This is a genomic window from Acinetobacter nosocomialis NIPH 2119 (assembly GCF_000368085.1).
In the GTDB taxonomy this organism is placed as follows: Bacteria; Pseudomonadota; Gammaproteobacteria; order Pseudomonadales; family Moraxellaceae; genus Acinetobacter; species Acinetobacter nosocomialis.
In genome coordinates this window covers 727,104-745,140 of sequence record NZ_KB849239.1, presented here as the reverse complement: position 1 = coordinate 745,140, position 18,037 = coordinate 727,104, and the positions used below count along the sequence as shown (strand labels likewise).

Genomic DNA, 18,037 nt, shown 5'->3' with positions numbered 1-18,037 from the left:
GAGCTGGTCCTACTTACCAATGTGTCAGCACTTTTAGGATAGGGGCCCCTATCATTTCCTTCTTTTTAGTAATTTAATATCCAAACCCTTTTTACGTAGGATTTGCATCACACACCAAAATTTTAAAGGCCACATCTAGTTTCCCTTTATTATAAAATTATTACCTAGGGGTTGTTTAGAAATCTAAAACTTTTATAACTCTTACTCAGAAATTCTCTTTTTCATCAACCATAAATTACATAAAATATTATATTTATCCACAACTTAAATAAGCTTGATTCTTTAATTGATAAACTCACTAGAATAATATTTCTTAAAATAATAGGAGTATATTGACAGAAAAAAGCTAAAATATTACTCTCTAAAAGTTTTCTTCATAAAAAAGCATCAAAAAATGAAAACTATCATCGTAGCTTTTGTACTCTCAGCAATTTTGATCATTCTATCATTTTTATTTTACATGATTATAAAAACCCATTATAAGAAATAACAAAGAATTAAAAAAGCTCATTTCCGAACCAGAAATGAGCTTATGAAATCCACATAAACCTGAAATACTAAGTATGGCTACTTAGCAATATTAAATTAAATGAATTTCTTTGAAGAATCAATATTTTTTTAAAAAAGTATCTAAAAAAATTTAAAATTATTACAAATATTATAATTATAGCTTTTAGCAAAGTTAATTTCTTTGCTGCTACAAAAAAGTAAAAGTTCAAAAAGAATAAAACTTCTAAAATTAGTTAACGGGACTAAGAAAACTATTTTTTAAAAGTTGCTTTATAATGTTTGGAATTAAAATAATTTACAATCTCTTCCCCATTATTTTGATTTTTTTCTAAATTTAAGGTTAAAAAATCTAATTCCGATTCCAAATTTATAAACTCGGGAATATATTCTTTGATAGGAGGGGGTGGCTTAGGGCCCCCTTCAGTAATTTTTTGAATAAACCCAGCTAACCATAAAATGTATTCTTCTCTTAAATTATAAGAAGGAATCAAACTTACATCAATCTTTACCTTACAATCATTTTTACTTTTACTCAGTACTTCATTGAAATCAATAAAATTATATTTCAGCTTATATTCTGTACCCTTAATTTCTTTTCGAATCACCTTCATAAGAATATACATATTTTCTAAAACATCTTTAGAAAATAGTTTTTCATTTTTCATTTTTTTGTAAATAGTCTCAGCAAGAAAAAGATATTGTGGCATGTTACAAATTCCATTTCATAATTTCCTCTTATTCTATAATATAGAATTATTAAATTAATATTACAAGAATTTACTCAAAGTTTTTTATTTTAAATTTTGAAGTAATATCAAAATATTAAGATAGTAATTCCTAATAAAAAGGTCTATTTCTTTTTTAAGAAATAGACCTAGCGAAAAAAGCGCTCAAACCTAAAAATGGCTGATTTAGTATTAGCTGCCCTTATTCAAGTTGGTACTATTAAGTAATTTAGAAAATGCTCAATTAACCTCTCTCTTTAAATTTCTCTGCTTCCATCTAGTCCCTACATCTTATGAAATGGACCCCATATTGCATTCATATTCTTGAGCTGCTTCTCTTCGTAGTTAAGCCTTTTTCTGATTAGCTTGAACTTGGGTCGGGGTTAGCTTGTTTGGATTGTATTTTTTTGAGCGTTTTTTGCTGGTTGCTTTAGATTTCATTTGCACCCACCCCCTTTAGCTCTTAACTTTTCAGCAACTAAACGATCAGCTACACGCTTAACTCGATTCCAAACAAAGTTGTGATCAATTTCAGAACGACCTTGATAAATACGTTCAAGTTGAAATGCCGTAACTGAATAATCCACTTCTAAGGCCAGTAAATCCCAATCTTCATTAAAAGCTGTAGCGTAGGGGGTCAATTGGCTTTTCTGTGCCAAAATACGCAATTGGCGAGCATCTGGACCACGTTTTACAACTGGTTTTGGCTTAGATTTGATTAAACCAGTTGAAAGCGCCCATTCGACACAAGTTTCGCAACGACAACATAAACGCTTATACATAGGTCCGGTGCCGTGAGGCATATTGAGATCACGCCCTATAGACTCAACGTGTCGAATTTTATTACCAGGATGTTTCAGCCATTTCTTAACTGCTTTTTCTAATGCTTTTCGCTCCTTAGATTTAGCTGCTACGTTTGAGTAAGCAACTAATGCGTATTCAGATTTTTTCATATCAACAAATGCGTTCACTGTGCTTTACCTCCACCTATACGAGCATCATCCCAATCACATTCCACAATATCTAAGCCATCATGTTGAAATCTTGACCAAAGCCGGTCCCCAAGATCATCGCGAACCTCAGAAAGGCTTAGGTTTGAAATCACTACTGTTGGCTTCATCTCGTCATAACGAGTAAGTAGAACCTTATGAACACTCTCAAGCAGGTGAGGACGTTTTTCAGCACGGTCATGTAAGCCATATTCGTCAATAATTAATAAATCTTTGCCCACATAACGTTTTAGTGCTTCATCTTCGCTATCACCGCTACGGCGATAGGCACCCGCAATATCTTCAGCTAAGTCTGCAGACGTAATGTAAATAGCCTCCCAGTTTTTAATGATGATATTTTTCAGAATAGATGAACCTAGATGGGTTTTACCTGTTCCAGTACGACCAACAAGGAGTAAATTTCTAAAAACACCTGCATTGAAATCCATAGTGAACTTTTCACAAGTTTTACGAGCTTTGTCTTGTCCTTTGTGAGTTACTGCATAGTTGCTAAAGCCGCTATTTACATGTCTTTTAGGGATACCAGCTCGAGCCATTTTCAAATTTAAAATACGAATATTCTTATCGCTTTCATATTTTTCATTTGACTGCTTCATGATTTTTTCAACACAAGACTGACAAACGATTCGACCATGTACATTGATCATTTGTTCTTTGTGGATCTTACAGATCTGGTTTGTATGGGAAATTTTATATTCCAATTTTTGAGGCACTGCGTTCATATCAACTCACCCTTCACAGCTGTGTGAGCAACCGGTTCATATTTCTTTGGCGCTCCCCATTGATCATTTACGTTGCGTGGTAACGATTGATGGTTTGACTGTTGACCAGTAGTCATTTCGGGTTTTTCGTTTAGGTACCAAGATGCTTTGAAGGCACCCCAAGGATTTTGTCTTTTCAAACAATATTCGACGGCTTGCTGAAGTGTGATTCCTGCTTTTTGGGCTTCATTCAAAAGTGCGTCAAAAGCGTTTTCGGTGTTTTGAGCTTTCTTGGCTTTACGTACTTGTAAGAACTCAGCAGCGTCTTTCTCAGGTACACCATTTTTTTTCAAAGCACTCTTGAAACTAAATTTTGCTTGAGTCGATGAATCAACTTCGCCAACGGCGGAGTTGTTATTCCCTTCTGGATTCAGTGAATCAGGATTCAGATTAAGGGAATCAGGATTCAGATTAAAGGAATCAGGAATCAGGGCGTTTTGGTCTGAGATAGAAACAGTTTTAGAACCGTTATCTAACTGTTCTTGTGTGTTTCCACTACTGTTTGCTTGATTCGATTCACTTTCTTGATAACTGTTTTCAACAGCAGAACCAGTATTTTGAGGGGCAAATGGACCTGTTTTATCGTAAAAATGCTTTAAATCAGCTTTATTTAGCTGAATTGCCTTTCCAACAATTGTTTTGTTTTTTGGATTACGTTGATAGACAGTGTAGATGCCATTTCTGTCAGGTAGCTCACTATCTTTCTCAAGACCATGTGGGTTTTGATGTTTAACAAAGTTAACGATATGGATAACATCAATACCATCAGCGTTATATAACTCGATAAAACCAAACTTAGAAATGTTCTCTAACTGTTCTGCAACGTTTATATCGTCTGCAGGAAATAAAGACATTTTGATTTTCTTAGGTCGATTTTCGAGTCGGCCTTCGCGATCTGCTAAAGTCCAAAGCCCTATAAATAGCAATCGTGCTTCATAAGGTAATTCAATAATGTCTTCATTCATAAAGAATGAGGGCTTAATATTTCTAGATCTTGCCATTTCTTAAGCTGCCTCATATAAGTGTTCATGTGCAAAATTTGCACGTACTAAAGCTTCAGAGAATTGAGGAGGTACAGAATTACCTACCATTCTTCCCTGTTCTGTCTTAGTTAATTTGATAGTGTTTCCATGTTCATCGATCCCATGATCAATGATGTAAGTAGGTTCAAAACCTTGTGCAGTGAATAGTTCTCTTGGCTGAAGCATACGGAAGCCAATATCAACAATTTGGTGCAGCTCACCTTTAACCATTACAAGGCCAAAACGATCACGTGTTGGTATCGTACGAAGTGGCTCATGAATGCTATTTCCGTCTTTCTCACTACCGTAGAAGGCAGTTAAAAATGCTTGTACCAATGCAAAATGACCCGCACTTGTAGTAATGGTGTGTAATGGTTCATCTACTGGTTGACCAATGTTGTTATTACGCAGTTTCACCAGGTTGCTGACGACTAAACTGTTATGATCTTTTGCAGTAATCGTATGAAGTGGTTCACGAATATCACTACCAACTACACCCGTATAATGCTTAGCAATGAACGCAGTAACTAACGCATGATGCCCACCTTTCACCCCTGCGCAAATTGTGCGTAAAGGTTCATCAATAGGCATACATCTTGGGCTAGATGCATTTGCACACTCAGTAAGTACTGGGGCAACGCTTTTAACCTTATCCATTGGAACAATAAATGGTTCTGGATTATTGATCACATAACGGACTAAACCATTTGCTATACGGCGACAAGTTGCCTCAACTAGAGGTTTCTTACGAGTAAAAATACTTGGGCAAGGAATCGACCAATCTATACATTCTGCAGTGATTCGCCATGGTTTTAATTTCCCAGCTTTAACTGCTTTGCTATCTGGTGCAGCATGCGTAGGCTTGGGCCAAACTATAGGAAAATTGTCACGGCGAGCAACAAGAAAAAACCGTCTTCTTAGTGTTGGAGATCCGTAATCCCGAGCACTCATTACTCGCCATTCAACTTTATAACCTTGATGACGTAATGCATTAACAAAGCACCTGAATGTTTCACCTTTGTGCTTTTTACTCGGGAATCCATCTTTTCCTAGTCTGCCCCAAGTTTTGAACTCTTCAACGTTCTCGAGCATGATTATACGTGGTCGTGTAAAGTCAGCCCATCTAAGAGCAATCCAAGCTAAACCACGTATTTTCTTTTCAACCGGTTTTCCACCTTTTGCTTTAGAAAAGTGTTTGCAATCTGGACTAAGCCAAACCAGTCCTACAGGCTGATTGTTAGTAACTTTTACAGGGTCAACATCCCAAACATCCTCACAAAAATGACGAGTATTTGGATGATTAGCACGATGCATTGCAATTGCTTTAGGATCGTGGTTAATAGCAATATCAACGGGACGGCCAAAGGCTTTTTCTAAGCCAGTAGATGTTCCACCACCACCTGCAAAATTATCAACAATCAATTCATGAGGTAATAAGTTAAGATTGAGGCACATATTCATAATGCACCACCATTAACTTTTTTAAGCGTTAGTAAAACAGTGAATAATTGACCTGCAGAATATTTAAATGTCTTAACTTCAGTGCACTCAACTAAAAAGCGATGTTCACCAAAATTAACCCTACTTCCTGGTCTATCAAGTGTATAACGGCTCCAACCTTCAGGAATCGGATCACAGGAAAAATGGCCGTAGAATTTTTCAGGTCCACATTTAATGCTACAAAGGGGTTCAGCTACCCAAAAAACTTGATTGAGAAATTTTTTTCTCGCACGAAATTGATTGTTTTCCCCTTCCTTAATTCGCATATTTACCGCTATTTCGCATAATTCCCTATCGCGGATATTTTTAGCTTGGTTGCGGTCAACGATGAGTTTATTTTTCATATCGCTCACCCATCCAATCCAATTAAATTCTTAAATTCAGAAATCACATCTACCAGCATTTTTTCGAGGTATACGTAATCAGGATTTAATTTGGATGGCCCACTTTCCCAAAGCCAGTCTTCACCAAACAGTTCACACATGATTGATCGGTCTTTAAAAGTGAGCTGGTCAAAGAAATTTGAAAAACATTCGAATTCAATTTCTTTAAGGTGTTCATAAAAATTTCTAAGATCTTTTTTGGAAATTGCGCCACTTGATCGACCATCTTTTAATTCAGATAGCTTATTGATAGCTATGTATTCAATTACTTCATTACCATCCTCAACATCTACCCACTTTTCAATTTTAGGAAAAAGTTTATTAAGTAAATAAGGAGCATGGCATTGGGCAATGAACTCTTTAAAAGTTGGTTGACCAACATGAGAAAAGAAAGCGGAACCGGTAAAACTACTTAAAACGACTGTTAGACGTCCACCGCCAGCACTATATAAATTATTTGGATCAACATAAGCTAAAGCCCAGTCTGACTTATATTCACCTATTTTTTTGAAGACGAACTTTTCCATTAAAAGTTCCCCAATGAAATTGTCTTCTCTATATACAATCTGGCTCATGAGGCGCCACCTTGGTTAACTTTATAAGACTTGCCATAGAGGACCAACTCAATAGTGCTAGTACTTACAGCAAATTCTTTTGCCAAATCTTTAACTTTTGAGCCTGATGCACGTTTTTTCCTAACGCTCTCTACTTGCCCTTGATTAAGTTTTGCATTTATATGTGATGCCCCCTGCTTATATCCACCATGCTGAACCCTATCATTTGCATTATCTTGTTTTGTGCCATAAGCTAGATTTTCGTAACGATTATCGGATGGAATCCCATTTAGATGGCGTACTTCTTGATTTTCTGGAACAGGCCCAATAAATGCATCTGCAACAAGTTGATGAACACCAATTGGTCTTGATTTGCCATTACCGATATATACAGAAACGGTGCGATATCCTTTTGAAGTGGTAAATTGCGATAGTTCTTTTGAGTATGAAAAATCAACTCTATTTAGCCCTTTGGCTAACCTACCCTTGCGACGGTGTGTAAAAACTTTCCCATCTGCAGTGACTGAGTAACTGTTAAACGATGGACATCTTTTCATTGATCAATCCTCCGAAAAGAAATACACCAAACCCAAGGGTTTTCATTCCAAGATTCTTTACCTTTTATTGCTTCCCAATGTTTTTGAAAGTTAAGAACTGGGTTATGAGAATTATTGCTTTGCATAGTTGAATCAGTTTTAGGTTTATCAAAACCTTCAGCCTTAGCATCTACATCACTAATTTCATGTAAACGCTCAACACGGATATCAACTATTTCAAGCAAAACACGTGATGCTTTACGAGGCATACGAGAAGATGGCTTCCATCTAACTGGATAACCCTTTCCCTTACAGTCGTAATAAGCAATTTCATTTGGGTTATCTGCTTTGTAGACAAATGACTCATGAGGAGTTCCACCTAAACTTCTAATTTTGGTGCCATACGTCTCTTGAACAAAAAGCTGGTCGCCAATTGCTCCAAAAGGACAAATTTTCTGAAAATAAGAAGATATTTGTGATTTAGAATCTTCTAAACCAAAGAACTCTCCAAGATGTTCAGCTATATCAATTTTTTTTTGAACTTTACTCTTAATAATTCGGCGTGTTTGCGTCTTAGATCCATTTAAAATGGCCCTAACCATTTCTGAATTAAATAAAATTGGACGTACCGTCATGCTGCACCTTCCTGAGCTGGTTTATACAAGCTCACTTGTTCAGCATAATTCCAAGCACGTTCACAGATATTATTAAAAGAAGAGCGTCTTTCATCTAACCACTGCTTACGCCATTCTTTTTGTTCAGCTGGATCTTTAATTAAGTTGTAAGCTTTGAAAAAAGCTGTTCGGTCAAGGTAGGAACCTAATAAAACGCTATTAAAGCTATCTGCTAAATCTTGTTTTTCTTCATCTCGAACTTGAATAAGTGTTTCTTCAAAATTTGTTCCAAATTTAGAGATAAACCATTCTTCATGTCCACCGAAAAGAAAGAACGGAACATCTAAATCATGTTTTATCCCCTTCGCGGAGTATTGACCATTTCCAAGTACACAAGTAACTAAAGCAGCAATTTTTAAATTTGGTGCTTCAAATGTACATTTATCACTAAGGTTTATTAATTCAAAAATCACTGTTCAGTCCCTACCTCAAATCGTAAATCTAAGAAAGCTTGGTTCACTGGACCTACATAACGTGACCAGCCAAAGTTTTCTTGCCAAAACCACCAATTGTTCTGCTCGTCACGCTTCCACGGCGTTCCCTCAGAATCAGTGTGATTGGTTCCTAACGGCCAAACCTTTTTTTCTGAAGTCATGAAATCTCCTTTTGTGCATTGAATGCACGATCTAGAAATTTCTCTTCATCGGTTTGAGTGTTTACGATTTGATGCGGGGCATCTTGATTAATAAGACAAGTTGAGCACTGTTCTTCTTTAAAATCAGTGCATTTGCCTGAGCAGTGATGATTTGCTAAATTACTCACGTTCATTCTTCCAAGGGTTTGAACAGCCATAGACCATTTCCTGTTGGCGCAGGGAGTGGTTTTTTATTTCCAGCTAAGTAGATCAAGCTGGACTGATTTATCACTAGCATTTGTATGCCGCGATTTTTCGGCCCGTAAAGGCACTAATTCGAAGGTATCTCTGGTATACCCGTTATCTTTTGACCCACAAAAAACATTTCTGAGAAACTGGTATTCGGATTCAGCTTCTGAGACTTTTCTAGTGCAAATGTTTTTAATTACCTCGAGAGAGCTTTTACCTGCCATCTCACCTTCTACTTCTGAAATCTTTTTCTTACACATAGAACGGATGAGATTAGATAAGGAATTCTTGCCTTCTAGTTTGGCAATCCATTCCATCTTTGCTTTTTCTTCTAAAGTTAATTTCGATGATGCATTTGCAAGAAGTTTTTCAGCCATGGTTATGCCTCATACATTCCTAAAATTGGTTTTTATGCAGATCGATTTAATTGTTTTGTCTTGGATTCCTCATATTCTCTTTTCTGTTCAGAGGCAACTAACGCGTCTAAAGCAACACCTTTGTTATAAGCAACTTCTTTTTGTTCGCCACTTGCAATTTTTGAAACAGAACTTTGAGAAATCCCAGTTCTTTCTGAGATTTGCTGTTGAGTCAAACCTCGACTATTTGAAAGGTAAATAACCTTATCTTGAATATTCATGCACATATAAATGCCTCCGTGTTAAGGCATATTTTTATTCACTAATGAATAGTTGTCAATACATTAATGAATTGTTTCACAAAAAATATTCATTTTTGAATAAAATTAGCTATCCATCTTGGAGTTGGAAAAATGCACCTTCAAAAAAACGTTAAGTACCTGTTAAAAAAATACAGCACTACTACTACAGGTCTTAGTAAAAAGTCTGGAGTACCACAACCTACACTTTTTCGTTGGGAGAATGGGCAATATAAAGAACCAAAGATATCTACCGTTGAAAAATTAGCCTCTTGGGCAGGCTATGATGCCAATACACTGCTCAATAATGACTTAGAAGCCATTGATAATATTAATAATGATTTAGATGAATTGGTGTTAGATAACAATGTAAATCTATCAAATAAAATCAAATTAGATGGAGAGCAAATTCCAGTTATTTCTTGGGTTGCAGCAGGTTCATTTACAGATGTTCAAACAGTATTGAAGGACACTGAAGTACTTGAATGGCTTCCACCAATGAAGAAAGCTGGAAAAAATGGTTATGGACTTATTGTAACTGGTACATCAATGTTACCTAAATTTGAACCAGGTGATCGAATATATGTAAATCCAGACTACCCAGTTTTTGATTTAAAAACCAATGATTTAGTTATTGTTTCTTGTGCTGGTGATACACAAGCTACATTTAAGAGATTAATAATTGAAGATGGAGAAGAAAAATATTTAGAGCCACTAAATACTAAATGGCCTGAACAAATTATTAAGCTAACAGAAGAATGTAAGTTGGTTGGTAAAGTCGTTGGTATGCATAGAGAGTTTTAAGGATAAATAAGATGTTGAAAGTAACTGAATTTCAAGGAATTAATACTGTTTTAACAACTTTTGCAGAAGAAGTTATAAAAACTCAACCTGAATTAGCTGCTAATATTCTTTTAAATATTAAAAATATTTCTAATGAACACCATCCGTTAGTTGAACAATCTTTCATCTTAGATAATTTTGAAAACCATGATTTAGCATCTTTAAATATAAAAGAAGCTTTAAATAGTTTTAATCATGAGTTAGCAAGATTAATGATTTTGACTAAAAATAATTTGATCAAAAACTAAAAATGATTGGATTCCGTTCAATTGAATGTTAACCCTTGTAAATACATGTAAATATATACGAAATACTCAGTTTAATACTGGGTATTTTTTTGCCCTAAATAAATCATATTGGTTGTTTTATATACAATTAATTCATTAGTGAATAATTTGTTGTTGATTTAATCTATTCATTGATGAATAATAATTTCACCAACACATCTCATGGTGAATAAAAAATGAGTACATTACGCTCTACAGATTGCGAAGAATTTATTAATGACATCGATGGCGGTGCCTTTGCAAAACAACTTGGCTATGCAGTTAGCAAGGTTGCAAGTGCTGCTGTTGATACACAAAAAGTCGGCGAGATCACAATTAAATTAAAGTTCTCTAAAGGCGTTGGTCACAACAACGTTACTGTAGAGCACAAACTAATTTCAAATGCCCCACTCCCAAAAGGTAAAAGTGTCGAAGAACACGGTGACAAAACACCTATGTATGTAAACACACGTGGTGATGTATCGCTTTTTGCTAAACACACTGACCAGCTTTTTGAAGAAAAAGCTTAATTTTTAAAAACTTTTTATCTCAACTAAAGGAAAGACCTTCATGTCTGAAAAAATCGAAATCGAAAAATTTTTAGGTTTAGCTAAACCTGTAATTCCACTTGAGCGTGGTCAGCTTGTAGCGTTGCATCATGACTATAGTGTTATAGCTGCTGAAAAATTTATGGATGCTCGCTTCCGTCCTCATGGTGAATTTACTACACCAACATTTAACGACTTTAAAGATTTTGTAGTTGCAGAAGGCGGTAAAAATACACCAATTTTTGTTAATCAAAATGACATGAAAGCTATTGCAGTTCTTAACTTCCATGGTGAAGGACAAGCCCAAGGCCATTGTGACTACTTAGCTTCTTTATGTTTAGAATCAACTGTTGTATGGAAAAAGTTGAATCAACTTAAAGACCATAAATTAGATCAACGCAACTTTGCTGTTTTCATTGAAGATTGGGCTCAAGTACTTAATGCATTTGATGAAAATCATAATGTCATTGATATTAAAGATGCCCTTGTTGCAGTACGAAATATGCAAATTGAAGCATCGACTACTAGTAACGCTGAAGTAGAAAACACACGTCAGGTTCAATCTGAAATGGCCCAAATTGCAGCATCTGCTAAAAAAGGCGTATTACCGGCTTATTTCACCATCCAAGATTCAGCTTACTTAGGTCTTGCAGAACGAGAAATCAAATTACGTTTAATTGTGAATAGCTCTGGCAGCACACCTCAGTTTGCCATTCAAATTGTCAAAGAAGAGTTATTACGTAATGAAATTATTGAAGATTTCAAAGAAGAAGTAATAGCTTTACTTCCTGAAAACCCTGTACGAATTGGGTCATTTAAATCTTAAGAAATAAAAAAAGCCCTGAAAACTTTGGACGGCTATCGGGGCTTTTTTCAACCAATACTACATAAACGTCAAAAGGTGAATTCTCATGGATCACTACAAAGACAAAGTTATAGACGAACAAGGCTTGATTAGCGTTTCGGAGGCGTTACGAGCTATGGCTTGTGGTCGTGTTATTCAATGTTCAAGTAAAGACTTTCCAAATTGGAAGGACATGGAAATCACAAATATTAATGCGAAAAATTTAATTGATGAAGAGCGCATTAATAAAAACGGCTTGAAGTACAGATATAAACCTTCGCAAATGTCTGTAAATGCTGAGCTAACACAAATGAAAAAGCCTCAATGACTTTGGACGGCTATCGAGGCTTTTTCTACCAATACTGTACGTATAAAGGCAAATTATTATGAATCAGAAATATATAAACAGTCAATCTGCCCCATCTACACCTATTTGTTTCGTGCCTGAACTTAGCGGGAATAAAACAAATAAACCAGCTACTTCTAAACTTTATCAGCATCCATCAGCAGAGGATCTAAAGTTTAAAAAAGATAGTAAATGGCCGTATGTTTTATGCTTCCTTATATTTAGTGCATTAGCTATTGCTTTCCTTTATGCATGTGATGCAGAGGCTCAAGTGCGTGAGCAGAAGACTCAACATTGGCAACAACAATTTAACTCAGGCGAACCTGTTGATGTTCAAGTACATGTAGTTAAATTAGGTGGTGCACAATGAGAACAAACTATTTACGAGGATCTAAACGTTACGAAAATAATCTGAATGGTCAAGTAAACCATAAATCAACTTTCCGTGAATTCGTAGGGAAGGATGAAGAACGTGGTTTATACAAAGTCCGTCTTGGCTATACAGTTTATGCTGCAAATCACACTTTAACTCGTGTTTATACGGTTAATGAAAACAATGAATTAACTCCTGTTTCACAATATACATTAAATACAAACGAGTGGATTTTAAGAAATCTAGAAACCGAAATTAAATATCGTAGAGGACGTGAATTAGGTCAAATTCTTCAAAAAACGCACATCCCTTCCCCTGACCGGAAAGCCTACAAAATTCGTCGTGGCTTTCTTGGTACACGCTAGTTGGGGATATTTATGTTAGCTATTAAATCTTTTCGTGTGATTTATGGTACCTGTCCAAGATGTACTAATGACAAATGCACTTTAGGTGTTAGTCATTCTGGCTCTGGTGCTCAATGGGAATGTCACAACTGTGGCTTTTGCTGGCCTAACAGTTAAATGGTGCATGATCAATGAAAGCAATTATTTTAGATACGGAAACCAACAAATTAAATGGTTATCCAATTGAAATCGCTTATGCGCCTTTTAGCTTAGAGAATGGTCAATTGTTAGTTCATAAGGATGAGGTTTTTAACCGTTTCTATTCTTGTCCTGAACCAATTGATTTAGAAGCAATGGCTGTACACAACATCATTGAAACGGATATTGAAGGTCAACCAAGTTGCGAATCGTTCCGGTTACCTGAAGGTGTTGAGTTCATTGTCGGCCACAATATTGATTACGACATCAAAGCTCTAAATAAATGTGGACCAGCAATTAAGGTAAAGACTATATGTACTTTAGCTTTAGCAAGGGACGTATGGCCTGATTTAACAAGTGCGTAAAGCGCTTCAAAATATTTAAAGGTTAGCAACTATGAAACCTACTCTATTTACGCCTGAAACATGGGCGGAGTTTACCCAACAACTCAAAAATTCTTGGGAAAATGATAACGCTGGTACAGATTCACCTATTTTCGTTGTTCAATCAAAAAATATTGTGTGGGGTTTAGACCCTGCAAGCGATTCAGTTGAAATTACGAATATTGTAGATGTAGATCAGGAATCAAAATATAAATCAGTTGAAGAGTTTTTTGATTCACTAAAAGCTGCAGAAAAACATGATTTAAATGGATTGGCTATTGATGAAGAAGATGAGCTTTTCCTCGATGCCAAAGTATCAACACAAATTAATATTTTATCGGAATGGAACGAACGCAACGTCTATATTTGTCATGGTAAATATTTTTGGGAAGATATTAATTGCCATCCAACACGGTCAGCTGCTGAAGCATTTATTAATCGTAAATCACATGATTATGGTGAGTTACGTGTATTTGTAAAATCACTTTATTGGTGTGATGAGTTTAAAAATCTACTGAATGCAATTATTAATGGTGAAGTGGGTTTGACAAGTATAGATGACGACAACATTCTAAACGTTTTGGGACCAATTGAACCTAAAGCAGATAAAGAAACTAACTCAACTCAAGCAAAAAAATCTGCGAAGAAGGCCAATATCAAAGAGGAAAATTGGACTCGTTACCATAATGACAAACCGGTTGAGTCTCCGTTAGCTGGCCTTATTGAAAAGCTAAAGAAAACTAAAACTGCAGATGCAGCTAATAGTCTCATTGAGGAAACGAAAGACTGGTCTTCTGAAGATCAAAAATCTTTTTTAACTGAGTTAAATAAACACTTAGTCATTATTGCTGGTCAATCAAAAGAAAATATTTCTATTGGGGAAAAGATCAGACAAGCAAAGGACCTGACTACATTAGATGCCCTTGAAATTGATATTTCAGAAGCAGATGAACGTATTCAAGAACCCCTAATGGAGCTGGTTGTAAAAAGAAGAAAAGAACTTGAGGTTGAAGGTAACTTTTTATTGGAGTCGCCTAAATGATTCAAATTTATAACAGCAAAACTAGAACATTTACTGTGATCGGTAAACGAACCCAAGTTTTCTTAAATGTTTCACTTAATGAAACTGAAGCTTTGCTCTTCAAAGCGAAACTTAAAGATTCTATTTGGAGATTCTAACATGATGAAGTACATCCCTGACTCAATGTCATACCCATTCACTGTTTGGATGTCCGAAAGTGGTTTCTATCCTTCTTATAAAAAAGGATACATCGTTATGAAGCGTGGCAAAGAAGTGGCAAAGATTTCTTTAATAGAAACAAAAAAAGGTTTCGAAATGAATGAAGTCTGTCAAAAAAGATTTACTTCATTTTGCCGGGTTTGGATGAATAAGGATAAACGTTTTATTAACCAGCTTCGAATGCGTGGCATTTCTAATTCAATGAAATTCAGTTATCAAAAGGTGGCAGCATGACAGATTTGTTAAGAAGTGAATTTGAGGAACTGCCAGAGGTTAAGCAATGGATTGAGAGATTAATCTATGGTGATAATTCTGAAGTTTACATAATGGTAGATGAAACAGAAGAAAATAATGCCATTGCTACATGGATAAATGGAGCATGGTTTGCTTGGAAATTAAAAGCCAAAGCTCAGGCGGTGCCAACTTGGATCAGCGTTAAAGATGAAGAGCCACCATTAGATACATCGGTTCTTATTTGTTGGGCAGATGCTCCTGATGTTACCCCAGAACAAGACTATATGACTATTGATGAGGATTTAAATAGCGTATGGGCAAATTATCAAAATGACCCACCTTCTCACTGGATGCATTTTCATAGTGTGCCAAACGTATCTGGAGCTGCTAATGAGTAAATCGACATTATGGGCTGTTGCAATGCGACCTGAAGGTTACTGCCCTTTTAAACAAACCCCAGCAACTTCTAAAGAGATAGCTGAGAGAGCTGTTGAACGTTATAGAAAAATGCATGAAAAAGAAGGCAACAACTTTTTCTTAGAAATTTTCGATGATGTGATCAAAGTCCAGAAATGGCACGGTTCCCGTAAAGATCATATTAAAAATCTATTTTATGTAGAAAGTTGGTTTAGTGAACCTATGTACCAATGCTTTGATTTGAAGACAGCTGAACGTGTTTTTAAATTTGATGAAATAGTAATTTGCTACAAGAAAGGTTCTGCCCCTCTTGTAACCAAAAGCTTTGATGAAGCAAAACTATTTTATGGATATGGAGCTGAGGAATGAAATATCAAATACAACCAACACAAGTACCGGATGATTTAAATAGCTGCTGGTTCCATCCTGATATAGAACTACATGACACAATTGGAGAGCATGCTGAGTTTTATACAAAAGAACAATGGGCACAACTGCAAAAGAACCTTGGTGTTTCTATAAAAATCGAAAACCTTGACTATTGGGATATTGAAGAGATTCCAGAAGATAATCTTTGTGATTGGTCCAACTGGAAGCCGCAGCCACCACAAGAAGGCTTATTTCTAATAGCAGCATTTGATTCAGAAAATGGCCCTGTTCTTTGGTGGGCAAACCCTAAAGCGGAAAGTAAGGAGGAGTAAATGTTAAAAGATCTGAGAAATCTATCTGATGCAGAGCAACAAGAATATTTGGATCGCTTCATAATGGCTAATGAAGAACAGAAGTTTCCTCAAGAGGTTGTGGCACTTTATTTAGATTGCTCGCCTTGGACATTAGCTAGAATGCGTTGTGATCAATCATCACTGCCTTTCTCGAAAATTGGAAGACGTGTTTCATATAAAAAGAAAGACGTTTTAAAGTATGAGCAAAGCAGGACTGTGCTTAATACAGCGCAACTTGCAACTGTATAAGGATTCAGTTAAGAAATAATTGTAGTTTCCATGATAAATATTGGGTGACAAATAATTAAAATTGCAAAAAGTTTTAGTTGACACTTTTCAAAATTTGCAATAAATTTTGATTACCCAAATCTCTTTAGGACTTAATTATGGATTTATCGAAGAATCCCCCTCCAAGCTATTATGATGCATCACTGAATGATGAAACATTAAGCTTTTTTGCTAACCATATGTTAGAAGTTTTTTCACAAACTACTCAAGATCTTAGTAGAAAAGATGATGATAATTACACTATCAGTTGTGCAATTTTTGGAAGATGCCGTAATAGGTTTGCTCGTGAAATTCGTAGTGGTAATGCCCCATCTCCAACATATTTAGAAGATTCTTCAAATAAATTCACCTTTAAAATTGGAAACACACCTGGTATCCGTTTTTTTAAAGAATCTGATCATTTAAAACCGAAAAGACCAAACTTTTTTAAGCAAAGTTACAATCTAGAATTATTTGAATCTGATTCAAAAGTTCCTGTTTTTTGGCGATTCATTTTGGTTCCAGCTAAAACTGATGACGAAGAAACATTTATCGCTTTTGTTGGTTTTAACCAGAAATTACAGCCGATTACAGCTTGGACATCTAATAAGACTTCTAGATTTATTTTTGATCCAGCGGCTATATTGCCAGAACCAGCAGAATTGAAACGCTATAATATTGATGATCTATTAGCTGATGATGATTTAGATGATGCAAGCGGAATCAAGTAAATCTTCAACAGCAAATAGGCAAAAGTTGATGAGAAAATGAATACTTATTTTAATGGTCTAGAATTGCGGCTCTTACGTCAATTTAATCATTTGTCTTTAGAGGACTTATCAATTCATGTTGGTAAGTCACGCCAATTCTTGCATAAAATTGAAATGAACCAAGTTGTTCCTACACCTGATTTAATTGATGTACTTAGCAACTTCTTCAATGTAAAAACGGATATTTTTTACAGTTCTCATCCGATTTTACAAGAAGAACAAATCAATTTTCGAAGCAACAAAACTGCCAAAATTTTTACAAAGCAATCAGTGATCGCTCAGGGTGAATATTTAAAAAGGTTAGTAGAATTTATAGAGGCAAATTTAAGGCTCCCTAAGTATTCAATACCTTCTGTTGAATCTGTAAAGAATTTTCAAGATATTGAAAATGCTGCGCTTCAATTTAGAAAATATTTTAATTTAGGGTTGGGACCTATTAGCGATATGACTCAATTGACTGAAATGCTTGGAATTTTTGTAACTACTTTTCCAAGTGTTTCAAGCGAAGTCGATGCTCTTTCTATTGCATCTAAAAGACCAATCTTTGTTAATAACGAAATTAGTAGTACTTGTCGCCAGCGTTTTAATTTAGCTCATGAATTAGGACATCTTGTACTACATGATGGTTGTGTTACAGGTGACACTCTCACTGAGTCGCAAGCGCATCGATTTGCTAGTGCTTTACTTATTCCACAAGAAATGATGATTTCTCATTTCCGTAATTGCTTTAATGGTAGATTTAATTGGAATAAATTAAGTGAGATGAAAACAAATTGGAAAATAAGTAAGGCAGCTTTGCTCTATAGAGCTAAATCTTTAGATCTTTTAAATGAAACAAGTTATCGTAGTGGCTTTATTCATTTGAAGCGTACTGGTGAGGCTATTTTAGAGTCAGAAGATCATGAAATACCTAAAGAAGTTCCAACTTTACTAAATACATGTTTCAAAGCTTTAAGTAAAAAAGGAATTTCAGCAATTGATATAGCTAATGAATTAAATATATCTCTAGATCTATTAAATAAAATTACGCAATTAGATTTACAGCCACAAAATCCTTCTAAACTTAAATTAGTTATTTGATTAAAGGCG

Annotated in this window: 29 protein-coding genes and 1 pseudogene; 16 read left to right on the top strand and 14 right to left on the bottom strand. The window is 35.4% G+C overall.

Annotation, left to right across the window (positions count from 1 at the left end):
* Nucleotides 1–761: 761 nt before the first annotated feature.
* The 14 genes from F984_RS07565 to F984_RS07500 all read right to left on the bottom strand — a co-directional run bounded on the left by F984_RS07565 (nucleotide 762) and on the right by F984_RS07500 (nucleotide 9,141).
* The gene (locus F984_RS07565) at nucleotides 762–1,217 is read right to left on the bottom strand and encodes a hypothetical protein (protein ID WP_001136753.1); all 456 of its coding nucleotides are present in this window, start codon (nucleotides 1,215–1,217) and stop codon (nucleotides 762–764) included.
* A gap of 455 nt (nucleotides 1,218–1,672) precedes the next feature.
* Entirely contained in the window at nucleotides 1,673–2,206 is a 534-nt protein-coding gene (locus F984_RS07560; protein WP_000991091.1) for a hypothetical protein, read from the bottom strand.
* Entirely contained in the window at nucleotides 2,203–2,967 is a 765-nt protein-coding gene (locus tag F984_RS07555) for an ATP-binding protein (protein WP_000994862.1), read from the bottom strand. Before F984_RS07555 ends, F984_RS07560 begins: the two co-directional genes overlap by 4 nt.
* Nucleotides 2,964–4,007 (bottom strand): hypothetical protein, encoded by a 1,044-nt coding sequence (locus F984_RS07550; RefSeq protein WP_000124477.1) that lies wholly within the window; start codon nucleotides 4,005–4,007, stop codon nucleotides 2,964–2,966. The genes F984_RS07555 and F984_RS07550 overlap by 4 nt, the downstream gene beginning before the upstream one ends.
* Nucleotides 4,008–4,010: 3 nt before the next feature.
* The gene (locus F984_RS07545; protein WP_001055556.1) at nucleotides 4,011–5,489 is read right to left on the bottom strand and encodes a DNA cytosine methyltransferase; all 1,479 of its coding nucleotides are present in this window, start codon (nucleotides 5,487–5,489) and stop codon (nucleotides 4,011–4,013) included.
* A complete protein-coding gene (locus F984_RS07540) occupies nucleotides 5,486–5,872 on the bottom strand; it encodes a hypothetical protein (protein ID WP_004708298.1) in 387 nt (128 codons plus the stop codon). The genes F984_RS07545 and F984_RS07540 overlap by 4 nt, the downstream gene beginning before the upstream one ends.
* A gap of 5 nt (nucleotides 5,873–5,877) precedes the next feature.
* Entirely contained in the window at nucleotides 5,878–6,486 is a 609-nt protein-coding gene (locus tag F984_RS07535; RefSeq protein WP_000078469.1) for a phiTE_072 family protein, read from the bottom strand.
* Nucleotides 6,483–7,022, bottom strand: a complete 540-nt coding sequence (locus F984_RS07530; RefSeq protein WP_000817335.1) for an HNH endonuclease — start codon at nucleotides 7,020–7,022, stop codon at nucleotides 6,483–6,485. Before F984_RS07530 ends, F984_RS07535 begins: the two co-directional genes overlap by 4 nt.
* Nucleotides 7,019–7,636, bottom strand: a complete 618-nt coding sequence (locus F984_RS07525; protein WP_000218435.1) for a hypothetical protein — start codon at nucleotides 7,634–7,636, stop codon at nucleotides 7,019–7,021. Before F984_RS07525 ends, F984_RS07530 begins: the two co-directional genes overlap by 4 nt.
* Nucleotides 7,633–8,088, bottom strand: coding sequence for a hypothetical protein (locus F984_RS07520; RefSeq protein ID WP_000575717.1), 456 nt, complete (start codon nucleotides 8,086–8,088; stop codon nucleotides 7,633–7,635). The genes F984_RS07525 and F984_RS07520 overlap by 4 nt, the downstream gene beginning before the upstream one ends.
* Nucleotides 8,085–8,270, bottom strand: a complete 186-nt coding sequence (locus F984_RS07515) for a hypothetical protein (RefSeq protein ID WP_000200037.1) — start codon at nucleotides 8,268–8,270, stop codon at nucleotides 8,085–8,087. Before F984_RS07515 ends, F984_RS07520 begins: the two co-directional genes overlap by 4 nt.
* Complete coding sequence (locus tag F984_RS07510) at nucleotides 8,267–8,467, bottom strand: hypothetical protein (protein WP_000290737.1); 201 nt, start codon at nucleotides 8,465–8,467, stop codon at nucleotides 8,267–8,269. The genes F984_RS07515 and F984_RS07510 overlap by 4 nt, the downstream gene beginning before the upstream one ends.
* Nucleotides 8,468–8,500: 33 nt before the next feature.
* Nucleotides 8,501–8,875: a hypothetical protein gene (locus tag F984_RS07505; RefSeq protein WP_000818521.1), complete on the bottom strand. Its 375-nt coding sequence runs from the start codon at nucleotides 8,873–8,875 to the stop codon at nucleotides 8,501–8,503.
* Between the two features lie 32 nt (nucleotides 8,876–8,907).
* Complete coding sequence (locus F984_RS07500) at nucleotides 8,908–9,141, bottom strand: helix-turn-helix domain-containing protein (RefSeq protein WP_000335919.1); 234 nt, start codon at nucleotides 9,139–9,141, stop codon at nucleotides 8,908–8,910.
* A gap of 126 nt (nucleotides 9,142–9,267) precedes the next feature.
* Between F984_RS07500 and F984_RS07495 the strand changes: the two genes are divergently transcribed.
* From F984_RS07495 to F984_RS07420, 16 genes and pseudogenes are all read left to right on the top strand, one after another.
* On the top strand, nucleotides 9,268–9,957 hold the full coding sequence (locus F984_RS07495) for a S24 family peptidase (protein WP_000550612.1): 690 nt from the start codon (nucleotides 9,268–9,270) through the stop codon (nucleotides 9,955–9,957).
* Between the two features lie 11 nt (nucleotides 9,958–9,968).
* Nucleotides 9,969–10,244 carry a hypothetical protein gene (locus F984_RS07490; RefSeq protein ID WP_000922095.1) on the top strand — a complete coding sequence of 92 codons (276 nt, stop codon included), beginning with the start codon at nucleotides 9,969–9,971 and terminating at the stop codon, nucleotides 10,242–10,244.
* A gap of 215 nt (nucleotides 10,245–10,459) precedes the next feature.
* Entirely contained in the window at nucleotides 10,460–10,792 is a 333-nt protein-coding gene (locus tag F984_RS07485) for a hypothetical protein (RefSeq protein WP_000105905.1), read from the top strand.
* 40 nt (nucleotides 10,793–10,832) lie between these two features.
* The gene (locus F984_RS07480) at nucleotides 10,833–11,636 is read left to right on the top strand and encodes a DUF2303 family protein (RefSeq protein WP_001290755.1); all 804 of its coding nucleotides are present in this window, start codon (nucleotides 10,833–10,835) and stop codon (nucleotides 11,634–11,636) included.
* A gap of 85 nt (nucleotides 11,637–11,721) precedes the next feature.
* The gene (locus F984_RS07475) at nucleotides 11,722–11,982 is read left to right on the top strand and encodes a hypothetical protein (protein WP_000350172.1); all 261 of its coding nucleotides are present in this window, start codon (nucleotides 11,722–11,724) and stop codon (nucleotides 11,980–11,982) included.
* A 58-nt stretch (nucleotides 11,983–12,040) separates the two neighbouring features.
* Nucleotides 12,041–12,370: a hypothetical protein gene (locus tag F984_RS07470; RefSeq protein WP_001072362.1), complete on the top strand. Its 330-nt coding sequence runs from the start codon at nucleotides 12,041–12,043 to the stop codon at nucleotides 12,368–12,370.
* Nucleotides 12,367–12,738 carry a hypothetical protein gene (locus F984_RS07465; protein ID WP_001260062.1) on the top strand — a complete coding sequence of 124 codons (372 nt, stop codon included), beginning with the start codon at nucleotides 12,367–12,369 and terminating at the stop codon, nucleotides 12,736–12,738. Before F984_RS07470 ends, F984_RS07465 begins: the two co-directional genes overlap by 4 nt.
* 170 nt (nucleotides 12,739–12,908) lie before the next feature.
* A pseudogene (locus F984_RS07460) lies at nucleotides 12,909–13,274 on the top strand (3'-5' exonuclease); the annotation flags it as partial.
* A gap of 37 nt (nucleotides 13,275–13,311) precedes the next feature.
* On the top strand, nucleotides 13,312–14,340 hold the full coding sequence (locus tag F984_RS07455; RefSeq protein ID WP_000805213.1) for an ead/Ea22-like family protein: 1,029 nt from the start codon (nucleotides 13,312–13,314) through the stop codon (nucleotides 14,338–14,340).
* A 138-nt stretch (nucleotides 14,341–14,478) separates the two neighbouring features.
* Nucleotides 14,479–14,772 carry a hypothetical protein gene (locus tag F984_RS07450; RefSeq protein WP_000978815.1) on the top strand — a complete coding sequence of 98 codons (294 nt, stop codon included), beginning with the start codon at nucleotides 14,479–14,481 and terminating at the stop codon, nucleotides 14,770–14,772.
* Entirely contained in the window at nucleotides 14,769–15,170 is a 402-nt protein-coding gene (locus F984_RS07445; protein WP_000130767.1) for a hypothetical protein, read from the top strand. The genes F984_RS07450 and F984_RS07445 overlap by 4 nt, the downstream gene beginning before the upstream one ends.
* A complete protein-coding gene (locus tag F984_RS07440; RefSeq protein WP_000047257.1) occupies nucleotides 15,163–15,558 on the top strand; it encodes a hypothetical protein in 396 nt (131 codons plus the stop codon). Before F984_RS07445 ends, F984_RS07440 begins: the two co-directional genes overlap by 8 nt.
* Nucleotides 15,555–15,890: a hypothetical protein gene (locus F984_RS07435; RefSeq protein WP_000877061.1), complete on the top strand. Its 336-nt coding sequence runs from the start codon at nucleotides 15,555–15,557 to the stop codon at nucleotides 15,888–15,890. The genes F984_RS07440 and F984_RS07435 overlap by 4 nt, the downstream gene beginning before the upstream one ends.
* Complete coding sequence (locus tag F984_RS07430; RefSeq protein ID WP_000910239.1) at nucleotides 15,891–16,160, top strand: DNA-binding protein; 270 nt, start codon at nucleotides 15,891–15,893, stop codon at nucleotides 16,158–16,160. It begins immediately after the preceding gene.
* A gap of 137 nt (nucleotides 16,161–16,297) precedes the next feature.
* The gene (locus F984_RS07425) at nucleotides 16,298–16,909 is read left to right on the top strand and encodes a hypothetical protein (protein ID WP_000365984.1); all 612 of its coding nucleotides are present in this window, start codon (nucleotides 16,298–16,300) and stop codon (nucleotides 16,907–16,909) included.
* Nucleotides 16,910–16,945: 36 nt separating this feature from the next.
* Nucleotides 16,946–18,028: an XRE family transcriptional regulator gene (locus F984_RS07420; RefSeq protein WP_001099514.1), complete on the top strand. Its 1,083-nt coding sequence runs from the start codon at nucleotides 16,946–16,948 to the stop codon at nucleotides 18,026–18,028.
* The last annotated feature ends 9 nt before the right edge of the window (nucleotides 18,029–18,037 follow it).

What these genes read in the sequence shown, in the direction of transcription:
- F984_RS07530 (WP_000817335.1), bottom strand. Translation starts at nt 7,022, where the DNA reads ATGAAAAGATGTCCATCGTTTAACAGTTACTCAGTCACTGCAGATGGG.
- F984_RS07450 (WP_000978815.1), top strand. Translation starts at nt 14,479, where the DNA reads ATGATGAAGTACATCCCTGACTCAATGTCATACCCATTCACTGTTTGG.
- F984_RS07480 (WP_001290755.1), top strand. Translation starts at nt 10,833, where the DNA reads ATGTCTGAAAAAATCGAAATCGAAAAATTTTTAGGTTTAGCTAAACCT.
- F984_RS07465 (WP_001260062.1), top strand. Translation starts at nt 12,367, where the DNA reads ATGAGAACAAACTATTTACGAGGATCTAAACGTTACGAAAATAATCTG.
- F984_RS07515 (WP_000200037.1), bottom strand. Translation starts at nt 8,270, where the DNA reads ATGACTTCAGAAAAAAAGGTTTGGCCGTTAGGAACCAATCACACTGAT.
- F984_RS07490 (WP_000922095.1), top strand. Translation starts at nt 9,969, where the DNA reads ATGTTGAAAGTAACTGAATTTCAAGGAATTAATACTGTTTTAACAACT.
- F984_RS07425 (WP_000365984.1), top strand. Translation starts at nt 16,298, where the DNA reads ATGGATTTATCGAAGAATCCCCCTCCAAGCTATTATGATGCATCACTG.
- F984_RS07535 (WP_000078469.1), bottom strand. Translation starts at nt 6,486, where the DNA reads ATGAGCCAGATTGTATATAGAGAAGACAATTTCATTGGGGAACTTTTA.
- F984_RS07565 (WP_001136753.1), bottom strand. Translation starts at nt 1,217, where the DNA reads ATGCCACAATATCTTTTTCTTGCTGAGACTATTTACAAAAAAATGAAA.
- F984_RS07475 (WP_000350172.1), top strand. Translation starts at nt 11,722, where the DNA reads ATGGATCACTACAAAGACAAAGTTATAGACGAACAAGGCTTGATTAGC.
- F984_RS07510 (WP_000290737.1), bottom strand. Translation starts at nt 8,467, where the DNA reads ATGGCTGTTCAAACCCTTGGAAGAATGAACGTGAGTAATTTAGCAAAT.
- F984_RS07440 (WP_000047257.1), top strand. Translation starts at nt 15,163, where the DNA reads ATGAGTAAATCGACATTATGGGCTGTTGCAATGCGACCTGAAGGTTAC.
- F984_RS07550 (WP_000124477.1), bottom strand. Translation starts at nt 4,007, where the DNA reads ATGGCAAGATCTAGAAATATTAAGCCCTCATTCTTTATGAATGAAGAC.
- F984_RS07430 (WP_000910239.1), top strand. Translation starts at nt 15,891, where the DNA reads ATGTTAAAAGATCTGAGAAATCTATCTGATGCAGAGCAACAAGAATAT.
- F984_RS07500 (WP_000335919.1), bottom strand. Translation starts at nt 9,141, where the DNA reads ATGTGCATGAATATTCAAGATAAGGTTATTTACCTTTCAAATAGTCGA.
- F984_RS07470 (WP_001072362.1), top strand. Translation starts at nt 12,041, where the DNA reads ATGAATCAGAAATATATAAACAGTCAATCTGCCCCATCTACACCTATT.
- F984_RS07540 (WP_004708298.1), bottom strand. Translation starts at nt 5,872, where the DNA reads ATGAAAAATAAACTCATCGTTGACCGCAACCAAGCTAAAAATATCCGC.
- F984_RS07505 (WP_000818521.1), bottom strand. Translation starts at nt 8,875, where the DNA reads ATGGCTGAAAAACTTCTTGCAAATGCATCATCGAAATTAACTTTAGAA.
- F984_RS07495 (WP_000550612.1), top strand. Translation starts at nt 9,268, where the DNA reads ATGCACCTTCAAAAAAACGTTAAGTACCTGTTAAAAAAATACAGCACT.
- F984_RS07445 (WP_000130767.1), top strand. Translation starts at nt 14,769, where the DNA reads ATGACAGATTTGTTAAGAAGTGAATTTGAGGAACTGCCAGAGGTTAAG.
- F984_RS07555 (WP_000994862.1), bottom strand. Translation starts at nt 2,967, where the DNA reads ATGAACGCAGTGCCTCAAAAATTGGAATATAAAATTTCCCATACAAAC.
- F984_RS07455 (WP_000805213.1), top strand. Translation starts at nt 13,312, where the DNA reads ATGAAACCTACTCTATTTACGCCTGAAACATGGGCGGAGTTTACCCAA.
- F984_RS07485 (WP_000105905.1), top strand. Translation starts at nt 10,460, where the DNA reads ATGAGTACATTACGCTCTACAGATTGCGAAGAATTTATTAATGACATC.
- F984_RS07545 (WP_001055556.1), bottom strand. Translation starts at nt 5,489, where the DNA reads ATGAATATGTGCCTCAATCTTAACTTATTACCTCATGAATTGATTGTT.
- F984_RS07435 (WP_000877061.1), top strand. Translation starts at nt 15,555, where the DNA reads ATGAAATATCAAATACAACCAACACAAGTACCGGATGATTTAAATAGC.
- F984_RS07525 (WP_000218435.1), bottom strand. Translation starts at nt 7,636, where the DNA reads ATGACGGTACGTCCAATTTTATTTAATTCAGAAATGGTTAGGGCCATT.
- F984_RS07420 (WP_001099514.1), top strand. Translation starts at nt 16,946, where the DNA reads ATGAATACTTATTTTAATGGTCTAGAATTGCGGCTCTTACGTCAATTT.